The organism is Flaviramulus aquimarinus (assembly GCF_039543205.1).
Taxonomy (GTDB): domain Bacteria; phylum Bacteroidota; class Bacteroidia; order Flavobacteriales; family Flavobacteriaceae; genus Flaviramulus_B; species Flaviramulus_B aquimarinus.
Window position 1 is genome coordinate 542,986 of record NZ_BAABJH010000001.1, and the last position, 16,542, is coordinate 559,527.

The 16,542-nt window shown below is 32.7% G+C and carries 12 protein-coding genes; 3 read left to right on the top strand and 9 right to left on the bottom strand.

Going from position 1 to position 16,542, the window contains the following annotated elements; all coding sequences use genetic code 11:
* Positions 1-86: 86 nt before the first annotated feature.
* From ABD941_RS02420 to aroC, 4 genes are all read right to left on the bottom strand, one after another.
* Entirely contained in the window at positions 87-2,750 is a 2,664-nt protein-coding gene (locus tag ABD941_RS02420) for a DNA gyrase/topoisomerase IV subunit A (RefSeq protein WP_345272406.1), read from the bottom strand.
* Positions 2,751-2,990: 240 nt separating this feature from the next.
* Positions 2,991-4,844 carry a DNA topoisomerase IV subunit B gene (locus tag ABD941_RS02425; protein WP_345272407.1) on the bottom strand — a complete coding sequence of 618 codons (1,854 nt, stop codon included), beginning with the start codon at positions 4,842-4,844 and terminating at the stop codon, positions 2,991-2,993.
* 161 nt (positions 4,845-5,005) lie between these two features.
* Positions 5,006-5,914, bottom strand: a complete 909-nt coding sequence (locus ABD941_RS02430; protein ID WP_345272408.1) for a DMT family transporter — start codon at positions 5,912-5,914, stop codon at positions 5,006-5,008.
* A 123-nt stretch (positions 5,915-6,037) separates the two neighbouring features.
* On the bottom strand, positions 6,038-7,099 hold the full coding sequence (aroC, locus tag ABD941_RS02435; protein WP_345272409.1) for a chorismate synthase: 1,062 nt from the start codon (positions 7,097-7,099) through the stop codon (positions 6,038-6,040).
* 188 nt (positions 7,100-7,287) lie between these two features.
* Between aroC and ABD941_RS02440 the strand changes: the two genes are divergently transcribed.
* The 3 genes from ABD941_RS02440 (at position 7,288) to ABD941_RS02450 (ending at position 9,628) form a co-directional block, all read left to right on the top strand.
* Positions 7,288-8,142 carry a UDP-2,3-diacylglucosamine diphosphatase gene (locus ABD941_RS02440; RefSeq protein ID WP_345272410.1) on the top strand — a complete coding sequence of 285 codons (855 nt, stop codon included), beginning with the start codon at positions 7,288-7,290 and terminating at the stop codon, positions 8,140-8,142.
* 208 nt (positions 8,143-8,350) lie between these two features.
* Complete coding sequence (locus ABD941_RS02445) at positions 8,351-8,830, top strand: hypothetical protein (RefSeq protein WP_345272412.1); 480 nt, start codon at positions 8,351-8,353, stop codon at positions 8,828-8,830.
* A 180-nt stretch (positions 8,831-9,010) separates the two neighbouring features.
* Positions 9,011-9,628, top strand: a complete 618-nt coding sequence (locus ABD941_RS02450; protein ID WP_345272413.1) for a hypothetical protein — start codon at positions 9,011-9,013, stop codon at positions 9,626-9,628.
* A gap of 31 nt (positions 9,629-9,659) precedes the next feature.
* Here the strand turns inward: ABD941_RS02450 and bshA are convergent, their stop codons facing one another.
* The 5 genes from bshA to ABD941_RS02475 form a co-directional block, all read right to left on the bottom strand.
* A complete protein-coding gene (bshA, locus tag ABD941_RS02455) occupies positions 9,660-10,796 on the bottom strand; it encodes an N-acetyl-alpha-D-glucosaminyl L-malate synthase BshA (RefSeq protein WP_345272414.1) in 1,137 nt (378 codons plus the stop codon).
* A gap of 48 nt (positions 10,797-10,844) precedes the next feature.
* A complete protein-coding gene (locus tag ABD941_RS02460; protein ID WP_345272415.1) occupies positions 10,845-13,763 on the bottom strand; it encodes a serine hydrolase domain-containing protein in 2,919 nt (972 codons plus the stop codon).
* A 128-nt stretch (positions 13,764-13,891) separates the two neighbouring features.
* The gene (gene serB, locus ABD941_RS02465) at positions 13,892-15,115 is read right to left on the bottom strand and encodes a phosphoserine phosphatase SerB (RefSeq protein WP_345272417.1); all 1,224 of its coding nucleotides are present in this window, start codon (positions 15,113-15,115) and stop codon (positions 13,892-13,894) included.
* A gap of 101 nt (positions 15,116-15,216) precedes the next feature.
* Entirely contained in the window at positions 15,217-15,702 is a 486-nt protein-coding gene (locus ABD941_RS02470; protein WP_345272418.1) for an ABC transporter ATPase, read from the bottom strand.
* 42 nt (positions 15,703-15,744) lie between these two features.
* On the bottom strand, positions 15,745-16,536 hold the full coding sequence (locus ABD941_RS02475; protein WP_345272420.1) for a (Fe-S)-binding protein: 792 nt from the start codon (positions 16,534-16,536) through the stop codon (positions 15,745-15,747).
* Between the last annotated feature and the right edge of the window lie 6 nt (positions 16,537-16,542).

A 16,542-nucleotide genomic window follows, 5' to 3' on the forward strand; every position in this document is an offset into this window, starting at 1 on the left:
AAGAATAGATAATAATAAGGTTAAAATGAACCTAAACTTTAATTTAACTTTCTGGAAATAAAAAAAACGCAATAGTTTATGTGTTTTTAAAACAAAGTAATTTGCCCTTCATCATCAATTTCTAAATCGTTCTTAGAGTCACTTTTAGATTTTGAAAGATCAATATCAGCTTCTTCAGGGTTTCCAGCCATAACTTCCGTTTCACCAACAACCTCTAAATCGTCAGCATGCACTTCTTTAGGAGCATCATAAGGCAATGGTGTTAACAAATTAACCTGATTGACTTTATCTTTTGTTAATTGATTGCCTAATGCACTTATTCCTTTTATGGATATAAATTCTTCAAGGTTTATTTCTAAATTATCTTTTCGGTCTTTACCACGCTCTTTAGCAAAAACAATTTCTGCCATAGGTTTCCAATCTGTTGAAACAATTTCTAATTGTGATTTTGGGTTCTCTGAAATAAAAGACTCCTCTTTACCTTCTTGTTCAATTAAAAAGCGTTTAACATAATACATGTCTTTTTCGCCATTAAAATAGACAGCAGATATTGGCTTTTTAGGAATCCATTTTTCCATCGCAATCATATCGTCATCAAAATGCATAGTCACTTCTGGTGTAACTGTTTTTACTTTACCAGATTGATTAATAATCAACAATTTATCTTCTCCTCTAAATTCGCCAACTAACTCGCCTCTTCCATCTACATTTAAACGCTGTACGGTATCATCAAACCAAATTTTCCGTGGCTTTAAGGTAGACACCCCTTTTTCTTTAAGTTCAACACGTTTTACTGGATATTTTGTCACCAAATTTCCTTTTGACACACGGCCTTTAATTAAGATATCTGCAAAGTCTATATCCCATTTTAACTTTTTAATGCTTCCAGCTTGCCTTAAATTGATGGTTACAACCTCTGCTTCTCCATTTGGATTTGCAGAGAAATACAACATAACTGAACCTTTGTTTCCATTGGTTAAATCATATGCTCTATCTCTGGTAATACTGGTTACTGCAAACCGTTTAATGTATGATGGCCCTTTTCTACCATCACGATAAATCACATTATATATGGTACGTTTGTCCTTCTTTTTAAAGACCGCAACATGAATAATATCTTTACCAATAAAGGTTTTAGAATCTACTTTGGTAATCATCATTTTGCCTTCTTTGGTAAAAACAATAATATCATCTATATCACTACAATCAGCAACATACTCATTTCTTCGTAACGATGTACCGATAAAACCTTCTTCTCTATTTACATAAAGCTTGGTGTTGCGAATAATAACCTTTGTAGCATCTACATCATTAAAGGTTCTTATTTCTGTTTTGCGCTCTTTTCCTGCTCCATAATCTTTTTTAAGTCTTGTAAAGTATGCAATTGCATAATCAATAAGATGTTCCAAATGGTGTTTTACCTCAGCTATTTGATCTTCTAAAGCATCGATTTTTTGCTGCGCCTTATCAATATCAAATTTCGAAATACGTTTAATCCGTATTTCTGTTAAACGTGTAATATCTTCTGTTGTTATAGCACGTTTTAAATGTTTTACGTGTGGTTTAAGCCCTTTATCAATAGCATTTATTACACCTTCCCAGGTTTCTTCTTCTTCAATATCCCGGTATATTCTGTTTTCAATAAAAATGCGTTCTAAGGAAGCAAAATGCCATTGCTCTTCAAACTCTCTTAACTTTATTTCTAATTCTTGTTTTAATAACTGAACAGTATTATCTGTAGAGCGACGTAACATTTCAGTAACACCTATAAACAAGGGCTTATTATCTTCAATAACACAGCCTAATGGCGAAATAGATGATTCGCAACTGGTAAATGCATAAAGCGCATCAATAGTTTTATCTGGTGATAATCCCGATGGTAAATGCACTAAAATTTCAACCTCAGCTGCAGTGTTGTCTTCTATTTTTTTGACTTTAATCTTGCCTTTGTCATTGGCCTTTAATATAGAATCTATTAATGATGATGTGGTTGTTCCAAAAGGCAACTCTGTAATGATTAATGTATTTTTATTAAGTTGTGAAATTTTAGCTCGCACACGAACTTTTCCTCCTCTATTTCCATCATTATAATTAGAAAAATCGGCTATTCCTGCTGTTGGGAAATCTGGTAGGATAGTAAAACGCTTTCCTTGCAAGTGTTTAATGGAAGCATCAATAAGTTCTATAAAATTATGTGGTAATATTTTGGTTGATAGTCCAACAGCAATTCCTTCTCCGCCTTGTGCCAACAATAACGGAAACATAACAGGTAAGTTTACTGGTTCTTTTCTACGACCATCATAACTAGCTTGCCATTCTGTAATTTTAGGATTGAAAACAACATCCAATCCAAATTTAGAAATACGTGCTTCAATATAACGAGATGCCGCAGCACGATCTCCTGTTAAAATATTACCCCAGTTTCCTTGAGTGTCAATTAGCAGGTCTTTTTGGCCTATTTGCACCATAGCATCAGAAATACTCGCATCACCATGTGGGTGATACTGCATAGTATGTCCCACAATATTGGCTACTTTGTTATATCGTCCATCATCCAAATCCTTCATGGAATGCATGATACGACGTTGCACAGGCTTAAAACCATCTTCAATAGCTGGTACAGCACGCTCTAATATAACATACGATGCATAATCTAAAAACCAATCTTTATACATACCCGTAACTCGGGTTATGGTTTCTTGGGGTTCGTCTGGGTTGTTATTTAAATCGTCGTTTTCTTCTTCTATCATTAAAAGTGGTTATTTTTTAGGCTTTCCACTAAGCATTGTTCTTCCTTTTTTTTGTAGTCTATGCACTTGTTCGCTACTTGCATGAACATGTAAATAATCATAAGACCGCTTTTTTTTGTGTTCTTTTTTCTTATTATACAACATATGAGTTTAGTTTGAGTTTTTAATTTTTTCACTAATAATGCATAAAATGCATCTCTTTAATTTACAAAAATTTTGTGAATTAGTGACTGATTTTCTTTATTCTTCAATTAAATCTACTTCCACTTTAAGGTTATCTATTATGAACCCCTGTCGCGTTGGCGTGTTTTTTCCCATATAAAACGATAATAATTCCTCAATAGACATATTATCATCCAACATGATTGGATCTAAGCGAATATCATCGCCTATAAAATATTTAAATTCATCTGGCGAAATTTCTCCAAGTCCTTTAAATCGAGTTATTTCTGGCTTTGGTTTTAATTTTTCAATGGCTTGTCGTCTTTCTTTTTCAGAATAGCAATAAATAGTTTCCTTTTTGTTTCTTACACGAAATAATGGCGTTTGCAAGATATACAAATGACCTTCTTTGATTACTTCTGGAAAAAACTGTAGAAAAAAAGTAATTAACAACAAACGAATGTGCATACCATCTACATCGGCATCTGTTGCTATTACGACATTGTTATAACGTAAATCTTCTAAGGATTCTTCTATATTTAAAGCGGCTTGAAGTAAATTAAACTCTTCGTTTTCGTATACTATTTTCTTTGTAAGCCCATAGCAATTTAAAGGTTTTCCTTTTAAACTGAATACGGCTTGGGTATTAACATCACGAGATTTTGTTATACTACCAGAAGCCGAATCGCCCTCTGTTATAAACAATGTTGTTTCTAAATTTCTTTCGTTTTTGGTGTCACCAAAATGCACCCGACAATCCCTTAGTTTCTTATTGTGAAGACTTGCTTTCTTTGCTCTATCTTTTGCTAACTTTCTAATACCTGATAATTCTTTACGCTCGCGTTCTGCTTGTAAAATCTTCCTTTGAATTTTTTCTGCAGTTTCTTGGTTTTTATGTAAATAATTATCGAGTTTTGTTTTAAGAAAGTCATTAATGTAGGTTCTTACTGTTGGTAAATCGCCACCCATATCTGTAGATCCTAACTTGGTTTTGGTTTGACTCTCAAAAACGGGTTCCATCACTTTTATAGCAATAGCGCTGACCACAGATTTTCTAATATCGGAAGCGTCATAATTTTTGCCATAAAACTCTCGAATGGTTTTTACTAACGCTTCTCTAAACGCATTTAAGTGCGTGCCACCTTGAGTTGTGTTTTGCCCATTTACAAAACTATTATATTCTTCGCTATACTGGGTTTTACTGTGGGTTAATGCAACTTCAATATCATCACCTCTTAAATGAATAATTGGATATAATAAATCTGTTTCGCTTATCTTTTCAGCCAGTAAATCCTTTAATCCATTTTCGCTAAAATATTTTTCACCGTTAAAGACTATGGTTAAACCTGGGTTTAAATACACATAGTTTTTTAACATTTTTACGACATACTCACTTCTGTATTTATAGTTTTTAAAAATACTATCATCAGGAACAAAAGATACTTTGGTTCCTTTTCGTCGTGACGTTTCTTCTAATAACTCTTTATTGGTTAAATTACCTTGCTCAAATTCCGCAGAAGCGCTTTTACTATCGCGCGTGGATTCTACTCTAAAAAACGATGATAATGCATTCACTGCTTTTGTACCTACACCATTTAACCCTACCGACTTTTTAAAGGCTTTAGAATCGTACTTTCCGCCAGTATTCATTTTGGAAACGACATCTACTACTTTACCTAAAGGAATACCACGACCATAATCACGTACTGTTACTTTTGTACCTTGAATGGAAATTTCTATGGTTTTCCCAGCCCCCATGACATACTCATCAATTGAGTTATCCAAAACTTCTTTAAGAAGGATATAAATACCATCATCGGGAGACGAGCCATCACCAAGTTTTCCAATATACATTCCTGGACGCATTCTGATATGCTCTTTCCAGTCTAGTGAGCGTATATTATCTTCGGTATAATTTGATTTTTCAGCCATTAAATTTGCAGTACTTTCTTAAGATAGAACGCTAATATAACACAACCTAGTAAAAAATGAAATAGTAGACAAACAAAGTAATTAACAATGTTTATTAATAAGTTTCAGTCTCTGTTTTTAGCTTAAGTAGTGATACTCTAGATTTATAAATTACTAAGCTTTTATTTATCAGTTTTGCCTTTATTTTTAGATACTAACAAAATACCAAATACCACTACCAGAGCACCAAAAAGTTGTAATAAAGTTAATCTTTCATTCAAAAAAATAGCAGCCAGGACAATAGTAGAAATTGGTCCAATTCCAGCAACAATAGCAAAATTTGATGAGCTAATCATTTTAATAGATGCTGATACTAAAAAGGATGGTATTACCGTAGCAAAAACTGCAATTAAAAAACCTAACACATAAACTTCCCTTGTAAAATCAAATAAATCCGTATCATAAATAATACTATAATGAATAAATACACAAACGCAAGAAACGATCATAGCATATGCCGTGAATTTCATGACTCCAAATTTTGGTATTAACCAACCACTACCAACTAAATAAGAGGCATACGTTATAGCACTTAGTAGTATAAAAAAACCTCCTAAATAAGCTTCAGAACCCGATATTGCAACTTCGTCATAAAACGCAACAACAATACCTAAATAGGTTAAACCAATAGCTCTTGCTTGAATATTAGTAATAGGCTGTTTTAAAAAGAATCTGTTTAGTAAAATGACAACAGTTGGATACAAAAACAAAATAATACGTTCTAAGCTTGCCTTAATATAAGTAAGTCCAACAAAGTCAAAATAACTAGCTAAATAATAACCCATAAGTCCAAAAAACACAACCCATGCATAATCTCTATTCTTAATTTCCACGTCTTTATTCTGATTGCGATAGCTATAGGCAATAATTGCATAAAAAGGGAATGAAAATAGCATTCTTAACAACAAGATACTTATAGCATCTACCTTATAGTTATAGGCAAGTTTTACCATAACTGCTTTTGAAGAAAAAAGAATTATTCCTAAAACACCTATAACTATTCCATACCAAAACTGTTTTGTTGTTTGCATGGAACGAAAGTAGAGTTGTATTTGGATTTGTTTATTTTATAAATTGTAGAATTACGAAGTCCAAGTACTTTTGAAGTTTAATGATAACATTAAAAAACGAAACTATTCATAGGTTTCTGCTTTTTAATTATAAAGCTTATTTATCAAATGAAAGTCGGCTAAAACCAATGCAGCCATAGCTTCTACAATAGGCACGGCTCTTGGCACCACACATGGATCATGACGTCCCTTTCCCTGCATTTCTACTGTGTTACCAGCTTTATCAATGGTTTCGTATTTTTGGATAAGAGTGGCCACAGGCTTAAAAGCTACGTTAAAATAAATATCCATACCGTTACTTATGCCGCCTTGAATTCCTCCAGAAAAATTGGTTTTTGTACTACCATCGTTATTAAAGGAATCATTATGATCACTACCATACATAGTGCTTCCATGAAATCCACTACCATACTCAAAACCTTTTACGGCATTTATAGAAAGCATAGCTTTACCAAGTTCGGCATGTAACTTATCAAAAACAGGCTCTCCCAAACCTACAGGCACATTTTTTATAACACAGCTTACAACACCGCCAACAGTATCGCCTTTACTTCTTACCTCTTTAATATAGGTTTCCATGTTTGCTGCCATAACTTGATCGGGACAACGCACTATATTGGATTCTATTTTTGTAAGATCTAACTCGCTATAAGGAGTATCTAACTTCATGGCACCTACACTTGAAACATAAGCGGTAATCTCTATACCTTTTAGCATTTGTTTTGCTATAGCTCCAGCTACAACACGACATGCTGTTTCTCGTGCAGAGCTACGTCCGCCACCACGGTAATCTCTTATTCCGTATTTTTTATCATAAGTATAGTCTGCATGACTTGGTCTATAACTATCTTTTATATGCGAATAATCATGAGATTTTTGGTTCGTGTTTTCTATAACAAAACCAATAGATGTTCCTGTGGTTACACTCTCAAAAATACCTGAATGAAACTTAACTGTATCTGGTTCTTTACGTTGAGTAACAATAGCTGATTGCCCTGGTTTTCTTCTATCAAGTTCATTTTGAATTTCATCTAAATCTAACTTAATTCCTGATGGACAACCATCAATAATACCACCTAATGCAGGACCATGAGATTCACCATAAGTTGTTAGATTAAATAGTTTTCCGAAGGAATTACCAGCCATAATTACAATTTTTGGCTAAAATAAAGCTAATCCTAGAAATAAGGAAATGAAATCGTATATAGCTTTATAAATTCATGTTTATATACCCATAACGTTTAATTAACAATATACTGATGCACACATAATTATTACGTAATAATTATATAATACTAAAACGTGTTCTTTGCATCTATAATAAGTTCTCCAAATTGAAAATTAAAAGAAAAGTAGAAATTGCCGTAATATCTGATGTCCATTTAGGAACTTACGGCTGCCATGCCAAACATTTACTAACTTATTTAAATAGTATTGAGCCAAAGAAACTTATTTTAAATGGCGATATTATTGATATTTGGCAGTTTAGCAAACGATACTTCCCTAAGTCTCACTTAAAAGTCATCAAGAAAATTATGGATATAGCCGCCGAAGGCACAGAGGTTATTTACATTACTGGAAATCATGATGAAATGCTACGCAAATTTAGTGGTACTACGATTGGAAAAATATCAATTGTAGACAAAAAAATTTTAGAAATCGATGGCAAAAAAGCCTGGTTTTTTCATGGCGATGTGTTTGATGTATCTATACAAAACACCAAATGGCTTGCCAAACTTGGTGGTTATGGTTATGATTTTTTAACGCTTCTTAACAGGCTTGTTAATTGGTATTTAGAAAAATGCGGAAAGGAGCGCTATTCCCTTTCTAAGAAAGTGAAAAATGGTGTTAAAGGTGCTATTAAATATATCAATGATTTTGAAAACGTGATTTCCGAAATTGCTATTGAAAATGGTTATGATTATGTGGTTTGCGGACATATACATCAACCTAAAATAAAGACTATTGAAACTAAACATGGCAAAACTACTTATTTAAATTCTGGAGATTGGGTTGAAAACTTTACTGCTTTAGAATATCAATTTAAACGTTGGAAAATCTATAATTTTAATAAAGACAAATTGGCGCCTTTTGCTATTGATGAGGACGTTGTAGATATGGAAGTACAAGATTTAATAGCAGCAATTACAATTGTTGAACAGGTTGAAAAAAAAAGCAGAAATAAATAGTACAAAAGCTTTAAAAAATCATACACTAAAGTAATTCCAAATCATTTTTTTAAGTCATAAACTAAACACTTAAGAAAAACAGACACCAAAAATTAGTAATATATTAAATATAAATACTTTTTTGGCGTTATTTTTGCGAACCATTTTTAAATAATGGTCTTTTAAATAGAAAAGGTCGTATATGATTAAAATAACAAAACTTTAAATTATGAAGAAATTTTTTTTATTATCAATTACAGTACTAGGTTTTACATTTGCATCTAATGCACAAGAAATAGCAGACAACGCTATTGGTTTACGATTAGGCGACAGTGATGGTTTAGGTGCAGAAGTATCTTACCAGCGTGCTTTGGGCGACAACAACCGCTTAGAAGTAGACTTAGGTTGGAGAAATAGTAATAATTATGATGCCGTTAAACTTACTGGTTTATACCAATGGGTATTTCATTTAGATGGTGATTTTAACTGGTATGTTGGTGCTGGTGGAGGTTTAGCTTCTTTTTCTGGAAAAAAGCTGCTTGATAATCAAAACGAAACAGCATTTTTTGCAGCTGGTGATATTGGTATAGAATACAGTTTTGACATCCCTTTATTATTATCTTTAGATTTTAGACCTGAATTGGGTTTTGGGGATTTTACTGATGATTTAGACTTTGATATAGCCTTTAGTATACGCTATCAGTTCTAGTATTATATAAATTTTATATAGAAAAAGCACCTAAAGGTGCTTTTTTTATGGATTACTTTTAAATACGGTCAGCTTGATTTTATCAATAAATTTTCATAACTTTCTGAACATCATGTGCTAATTGTGTTTTCACACATATGAAATTAGCCTTTATTTATACTAATTCTAAAATTTAAAATAATGTCTACAGAAATAGTAATTATAATTATTGGAGTAGTATTTGTTTTCTTTGCTTTTGTAAACATCTTAAAGATTAAAGATTCGTTATTTAGAAGTGCATTGGGAATATTAGGTGTTTTATTAATAATTTATGGAGGGTACTTCTATGAATCTATTAACCCAAAAGGACAAATTGAACAGGTAGAGGTAGAAAAAAAAGGACAAATAGACTTCCCTATAAAAAATATTCAGGTACTATCGCCAATTGAAGGTGACTCTGTAAATTGTCGGATTTTAACAATGGGAGTTTATCCTGATTCCCATGATAAGGATATTTGGGTATTATTAAAGCCTTCTGATAATAAATATTATCCTCAATCTGACCATACGAACACCTCTTATAAAAAGGATGGGAAATGGCAAGTTATAACTAGATTTGGTGGAGATATGGGTGAATCGTTTGACATTGTTGTTTATGAAACCGATTCATTAGCTTCTCAATATTTTAGTTCAACCATAGAAAATTGGAAAGCAGCGCTTTCATATCCTGGTCTTAAACCTGAAGAGCTTCCAAACGGTGCTCATGAAGTTGAAAGAATTGTTGTGTCACTAAAAGATAACTGCAGAGGTGTTTTTTAACCACTTACAGTAACAAGGAGTAAAAAAACTATTATACCAAGCATTTAGCCAATGTGTCCTCATAAATAGCTTCGTATTGAGGTACAATAGCATGCAAATCGAATCTTAAAGCTTCTTTTCTGGCATTTTGTTTGAATGTATTTAACCGCGAATCGTCACTTAAAATATATATAGCGTTCTTAGTCATATCCTCTACATCACCTACTTCACTCAAAAACCCAGAAACACCATGTACATTAACTTCTGGAATACCACCTGTATTACTAGAAATAACAGGAACTCCAGATGCCATAGCTTCTAATGCTGCTAAACCAAAACTTTCTGTTAATGATGGTAGTAAAAACAAATCGCTAAAACATAATATTTTATCTATTTCATTACTCTTTCCAAAAAACACAACTTTATCTAAAATACCGAGTTCGGTACATCGTCTTTCAACTTTTTCTTTTTCAGGACCTTCGCCTATAAACATCAATTTTGCAGGCATTTCTTTTTGGATTTTATAGAATATGCTAATGACGTCTTGTACACGTTTTACAGGGCGTAAATTACTGATATGGGTAATGATTTTTTCATCATCACTTGCCATCATACCTCGTTGACAATCCGTAAATCCATGATGTTGATACTTCTCTAAATCTATAAAATTTGGAACGACATTAATCTCGTTTTTAATATCAAATAAACGTAAGGTGTCATCTTTTAAACTTTTTGATACTGCCGTAACCGCATCTGATTTATTGATACTAAACGTTACCGCTGGTTTATAAAATGCATGACTACCTACTAATGTAATATCTGTACCATGAAGAGTTGTTACAATTGGCACATAAATACCCTCTTCTTGCAACATTTTTTTTGCCATATAAGCCGCATAGGCATGTGGAATTGCATAATGTACATGCAATATTTCGATACCATGAAGCTTAACCATATCTACCAGTTTACTTGACAAAGCTAGCTCATAAGGTTGATAATGAAACAGTGGATATTCTGGAACATTCACTTCATGATAATGTACATTATTACTCAACAACTCTAACCTTACGGGTTGGTTATATGTGATAAAATGGATTTCATGACCGCGTTTAGATAGTTCTAAGCCTAATTCTGTAGCGACTACTCCACTTCCTCCAAATGTTGGATAACAAACAATACCTATTTTCATATTTTAAGTTTTAAGTGCTTAAAGATGAGTTTTTAACTTTAAATACTTTTAATCAATTATCGCTTCGTAAATTAAGCGTTGTATTTCTGTTCTAATATTTTCTTTTAATAACAAATTCTTACCCGCATGGGGATATGTTCTATTCGCTAAAAATATATACACAATTTCTTCTTCTGGATCGGCCCAAGCGTAGGTTCCTGTAAAACCTGAATGCCCAAAACTAGTCATGGATATACAACCACATGTTGGTCCCACATCGCCTAATTGCGGCTTATCAAAACCTATACCTCTTCTATTATCATTATCACAGTAATAGCAGGTGTTAAACTTCTCAATTGTTTCAGGTTTTAAATAACGTTTCCCTCCATAAAACCCTTTTTGCAAATACATTTGCATAATCTTAGCTACATCGTTAGCATTACTAAAAATACCTGCATGCCCGCCTATACCATTCTGCATTGCAGCTCCCATATCATGCACATAGCCGTGTACCTTTTGGTATCTGTAATAATCATCAATTTCTGTAGGTACAATTTTTTTGCTGCTAATTTTATGATACGGATTATACATGGTATAATTTGCCCCTAAGGGCTCATATAAATGAGATTGTGTTAATTGCTCTAATGTTCTGTCGTAATGATATTCAATAAATTTCTTTAAAATATAATACGGAAAATCGCTATATCGATACCTAAGACGTTCCAGTAACTCTGAATTTTTTATAATTTTAGGTATAGAGTCTTGATAATCAGTACGCAAAAATAAATTCTTAGTGACTTCTATATTAAATTTAGTACTGCGTTCTTTTCTATAATATTTTTGACTAGGGCGTTTGGTTATAGTATCTAAAGTATGATAATAAAAAGGTTCCCATGGACGTAATCGTGCATAATGAGACAGCATGCTTTTCAAGGTAATATTTTCTTTGTTTGAACCTTTGTACTCTGGTAGTATTTCAGATAGTTTAGTATTTAAAGATACGATACCTTGTTCTTCTAATTCCATTAAAAGTGGTAAGGTTGCTAATATTTTGGTAAGTGAGGCCACATCATAAATATCATCAAAACCTACTTTTTCTTTCCCCTCATAAGTATGCTTTCCAAAATTCTTATTATAAATAACTTTTCCCTTTCTTGCAACCAACAACTGAATACCAGGGGTCATCTTACCATTTACAGCATGTTGCGCCACTGAATCTATTTTACTTAGTTTTTCTGAACTCATCCCGACACGCTCTGGCACGGTATATCCTAGTCGTTTAATGGCATTATTCTGAATACCATCTCCTACTTTAAAATAGCCTCCTATCGAAACAGGTAAATTACCTTTAGATTCTATAGCTCCAAAAATAAGTTGTGCTGATTTTTGTTGTGCAATGGCACTATTTTGATAACTGACGACTATACTTTCTATATTTTCAATAGTTTCTAAATCAGAAAGTGCATACGGCTTCACAAAAACATCTAAAATAACCGTATGATTACTTGCTATTTCTTTTAACCAAATTAAATCTTTATTAGTAAATTTATGTGCTTTCCAAGGATTATCATTTGACCTATGAAACCCAATTATTACAGTATTATAGGCTTTTAATTTACCTATCAAGCCATACAGATTATCTGATGTTATTTCATGAATTTTTGCATACTTCCTTAGTTCTTTTAAAAATGTATTTCCTTTATCATCACCTAGGTTAACGTAGGCTATTGTTTTAGTTTCCAGTCGCCTAAGTGGTAATAAATCGTTATCGTTTTTCACAATAGTTATGGCGTTTTCAAGGAGCTTTTCATATAAAATATCATCTTTAAGTCTATTTAGGTCTTTAGACAGATTATATAAACCTATAGGCTCGTAATTATGTAATCCAACTTTATATTTTGCTTGAAGGATTTTTTTAACTGAATGCTCTAAACGCTCTTCTGTTATATATCCTTTATTATAAGCTTCAATAATTTTAGATAGACCTATACCAACATCTTCAGACATCAACATAACATCATTACCAGCCATAAAAGCAGCTAAATCTATATCACCTGTTTCGCTAAAATCAGCTGCACCTTTCATAGTTAATGCATCTGTAAATATTAATCCTTTAAAACCCAAGCGTTCTTTCAAAATATCTGTAACAATATGCTTTGATAAAGAAGAAGGGTACCCCTGGCGTGACTCTAAGCTAGGCACATTCAAATGGGCAACCATAACACTAGAAAGCCCCTCTTTAATGAGTTTTTTATATGGATAAAGTTCTACGGAATCTATACGTTTTTCATTAAAATTAATAGTTGGTAAGGTTTTATGCGAATCTTGGTCCGTATCGCCATGTCCTGGAAAATGCTTAGCATTGGCTAAAACACCTACACTTTGCATTCCTTTCATAAATGCCAAAGCTTTTTCGGTTACATTATTTCTAGCTTCTCCAAAAGATCGATTACCAATAATTGGGTTTTGGGGATTGGTATTAATATCCACAACAGGTGCAAAATTAAAATGCACCCCTAAACGCTTACAATGCTCCCCTATTTGTCTACCAGTTTGTTCAACTAGTTTGTTGTCTTTTATGGCTCCTAAGGTCATGTTCCAAGGAAAAGCGTATGTAGAATCTAAACGCATGCTTAGTCCCCATTCGGCATCCATACCAATTAATAAAGGTATTTTAGAAATGGATTGTAATTCATTATTTAATCTAGCTTGTCTATTTGGACCGCCATTAGAATAGATAACACCACCTATATGATGATCTTTTATCAAATTTACAATCTTGTTTTTGGTGGTTTTATCTTGATTAGACATCACTTGTATCATATACAATTGCCCTACCTTTTCAGCTAAAGTCAAGGATGAGTAAACGCTATCAACCCACTTTCTTTGAGATTCTGTATCAGCTGTAACTAATGGATTTTTAGTTACCTGACCAAACAAAGAGAGTATAGAAAAAAAAGTAATTAATGTTAAAACGATTTGACGCATAAAAAGATTAATTTTTGGGGATATTAGTTGCTTAGTAAGTTAACACTAATAATCATGCCAAAATAATACTTTTAAAAAGAAGATAGAAAAACTTTAAGATAGATTTATAATAAGATTACAAACAAAAACTATTCAATTAAATCAATATGTCTATCATGATACCCTAACAAATACAACACACCGTCTAAACCTATACTAGATATAGAATTCTGTGCATTATCTTTTACAGTTGGTTTGGCATGAAAAGCAATACCTAAGCCTGCAAGATCTAACATTGCAAGATCATTTGCACCATCGCCTACTGCTATGGTTTGGCTAATATCTATACCTTCCATTTTTGCTATTTCTTCTAGGTAATCGGCTTTTTTATTTCCATCAACAATATCACCGAGATAACCACCAGTTAAAACACCATCTTTAATTTCCAATTGGTTGGCGTATACATAATCCATACCCAATTCTTTTTGTAAATAGTGCCCAAAATATGTAAAGCCTCCTGATAAAATAGCTGTTTTAAACCCATAACTTTTTAAGGTATCTATTAGTCTTTTAGCTCCTTTAGTTATTGGTAAATTGATAGCAACATCATGAAGCACCTCTTCATTTAAACCTTTTAAGAGTTTCATGCGCCTTTTAAAACTCTCCTTAAAATCTATTTCGCCTTGCATTGCAGATTCTGTAATAGCTTTTACTTTTTCTCCAACACCTGCTAGTTCAGCTAATTCATCTATAACTTCAGTTTGTATTAATGTAGAATCCATATCAAAACAAACTAAACGCCTGTTTCTTCTATAAATATTATCTTCTTGAAACGCAATATCGACATCTAATTCGTGTGAAATTTGCATCATTTTTTTAGTAAAGTCAGTCTTGTCACCAATTTTTCCTCTAATAGATAATTGTATTGATGCTCTAGGGTATTCCTCTTTCCTAACCAGTGATAAACGTCCTGTAAGTCTTTTTATAGCATCTATATTCAAATTCTTTTCTGAAATTACTTTTGTAACTTCTGATATTTGCTCTGCAGCTAGTTTTTCTCCTAAAATGGTAACGATGTACCGGTCTTTACCTTGAAGCGTTACCCAATGTTCATAATCATCAAGAGTAATTGGCGTAAATTTTGCACTAATACCCAATTCATAGGCCTTAAAGAGTAAATCTTTTAAGACTGCTGCCGATTTTTTTCCAGATTGGATTTCAAACAATATTCCTAAGGATAGTGTATCATGAATATTTGCTTGACCGATATCCAATACTTTGGCTCCATATTCTGCTAAAACAGAAGTTAAATTAGAGGTTAAACCTGGTTTGTCTTGTCCTGAAATATTTAATAAGATAATGTCGTTAGCCATAATTTTATACTTACGCTTTTTAAGCCCGATAATTTTCGGAATGTAAAAATCTTTATTCTATTTGATATATAAAAGTTTTTTTTAGAGATAATAACGAGAGCTTATTTAATAAACCGACTATGCCAACTCTCACTTGCAGGAACTTCCCAATTTTCTTTAAACTCAGCAATATTCGCTACTAAATTATTAAAGACTATCGTGTTTTTAGAAACAGCCTTGTCTTTTGCCATTTTTCTGAAATCGGCAAGTGTTTTATAAGCTATGTATTCGCCTTGTTTATAGGATACATTCATTTTATCCATTAAATCGACGTTATAGTCTTTTTCTAATTGTTGAATAAAATGTACTGAAGCATCAATGGAACAACCTGTTGCTTTATTTAAATCTTGATTTAAACCAATAATTATAAATCGCTTATACTTGATGGTATAACCAGATTGTAAATCACTGCCATGGGCCGTCCAATTTTCTATAAAAATATTGAGTTTAGAGTGAATTTCTAAAAGTTCGTCTTCTGAAAATGAACGATTGGCTTGATATATCCAAACACGTGATTCTTCAGGTAATCTATTGAAATCTACTAGCATCTTGATTTACGAATTATGATTAACGATTTTTGATTGCTGATATTATAAATCCTGAGCGTTTGCAATAAGTTCGGCAACATCCATAACTTGAACATCATTTTCCTTTTCTTTGGATTTAACACCATCTGTCATCATAGTATTACAAAATGGGCATCCTGCTGCTATAATTTCTGGTTTTACATTTAGAGCCTGTTCGGTACGTTCAACATTTACATCTTTATCCCCTTGTTCAGGCTCTTTAAACATTTGCGCACCTCCTGCTCCACAACATAGCCCGTTGCGACGGCAGTTTTTCATTTCAACTAATTCGGCTTCTAATTTTTGAATGAGTTCGCGTGGTGCTTCATAAACATTGTTTGCACGCCCTAAATAACAGGGATCGTGAAATGTTATACGTTTTCCTTTAAACTTTCCGCCTTCTATAGTTAAACGCCCATCATCTAGTAATGTTTTTAAGAATTGTGTATGATGCATAACCTCATAATTACCACCTAATTCTGGATATTCATTTTTTATAGTATTAAAACAATGTGGGCAAGCGGTTACTATTTTTTTTACCTCATATGCATTTAGCACTTCTATATTGGTTACGGCTTGCATTTGGAATAAAAACTCATTTCCTGCGCGTTTTGCAGGATCGCCTGTACAACTTTCTTCTGCACCAAGTACTGCAAATCCAACATTTGCTTTATTTAAAAGTTTTACAAATGCTTTCGTTATTTTTTTGGCTCTATCATCAAAACTTCCAGCACAACCTACCCAAAATAATACTTCGGGTTGTTTTCCTTGAGCCATAAATTCGGCCATTGTAGGTACTTTTAGTAATTCACTCATTGTTTA

Coding starts and splice junctions, on each gene's coding strand:
- ABD941_RS02420 (WP_345272406.1), bottom strand. CDS start 2,750: ATGATAGAAGAAGAAAACGACGATTTAAATAACAACCCAGACGAACCC.
- ABD941_RS02425 (WP_345272407.1), bottom strand. CDS start 4,844: ATGGCTGAAAAATCAAATTATACCGAAGATAATATACGCTCACTAGAC.
- ABD941_RS02430 (WP_345272408.1), bottom strand. CDS start 5,914: ATGCAAACAACAAAACAGTTTTGGTATGGAATAGTTATAGGTGTTTTA.
- aroC (WP_345272409.1), bottom strand. CDS start 7,099: ATGGCTGGTAATTCCTTCGGAAAACTATTTAATCTAACAACTTATGGT.
- ABD941_RS02445 (WP_345272412.1), top strand. CDS start 8,351: ATGAAGAAATTTTTTTTATTATCAATTACAGTACTAGGTTTTACATTT.
- ABD941_RS02450 (WP_345272413.1), top strand. CDS start 9,011: ATGTCTACAGAAATAGTAATTATAATTATTGGAGTAGTATTTGTTTTC.
- bshA (WP_345272414.1), bottom strand. CDS start 10,796: ATGAAAATAGGTATTGTTTGTTATCCAACATTTGGAGGAAGTGGAGTA.
- ABD941_RS02460 (WP_345272415.1), bottom strand. CDS start 13,763: ATGCGTCAAATCGTTTTAACATTAATTACTTTTTTTTCTATACTCTCT.
- serB (WP_345272417.1), bottom strand. CDS start 15,115: ATGGCTAACGACATTATCTTATTAAATATTTCAGGACAAGACAAACCA.
- ABD941_RS02470 (WP_345272418.1), bottom strand. CDS start 15,702: ATGCTAGTAGATTTCAATAGATTACCTGAAGAATCACGTGTTTGGATA.
- ABD941_RS02475 (WP_345272420.1), bottom strand. CDS start 16,536: ATGAGTGAATTACTAAAAGTACCTACAATGGCCGAATTTATGGCTCAA.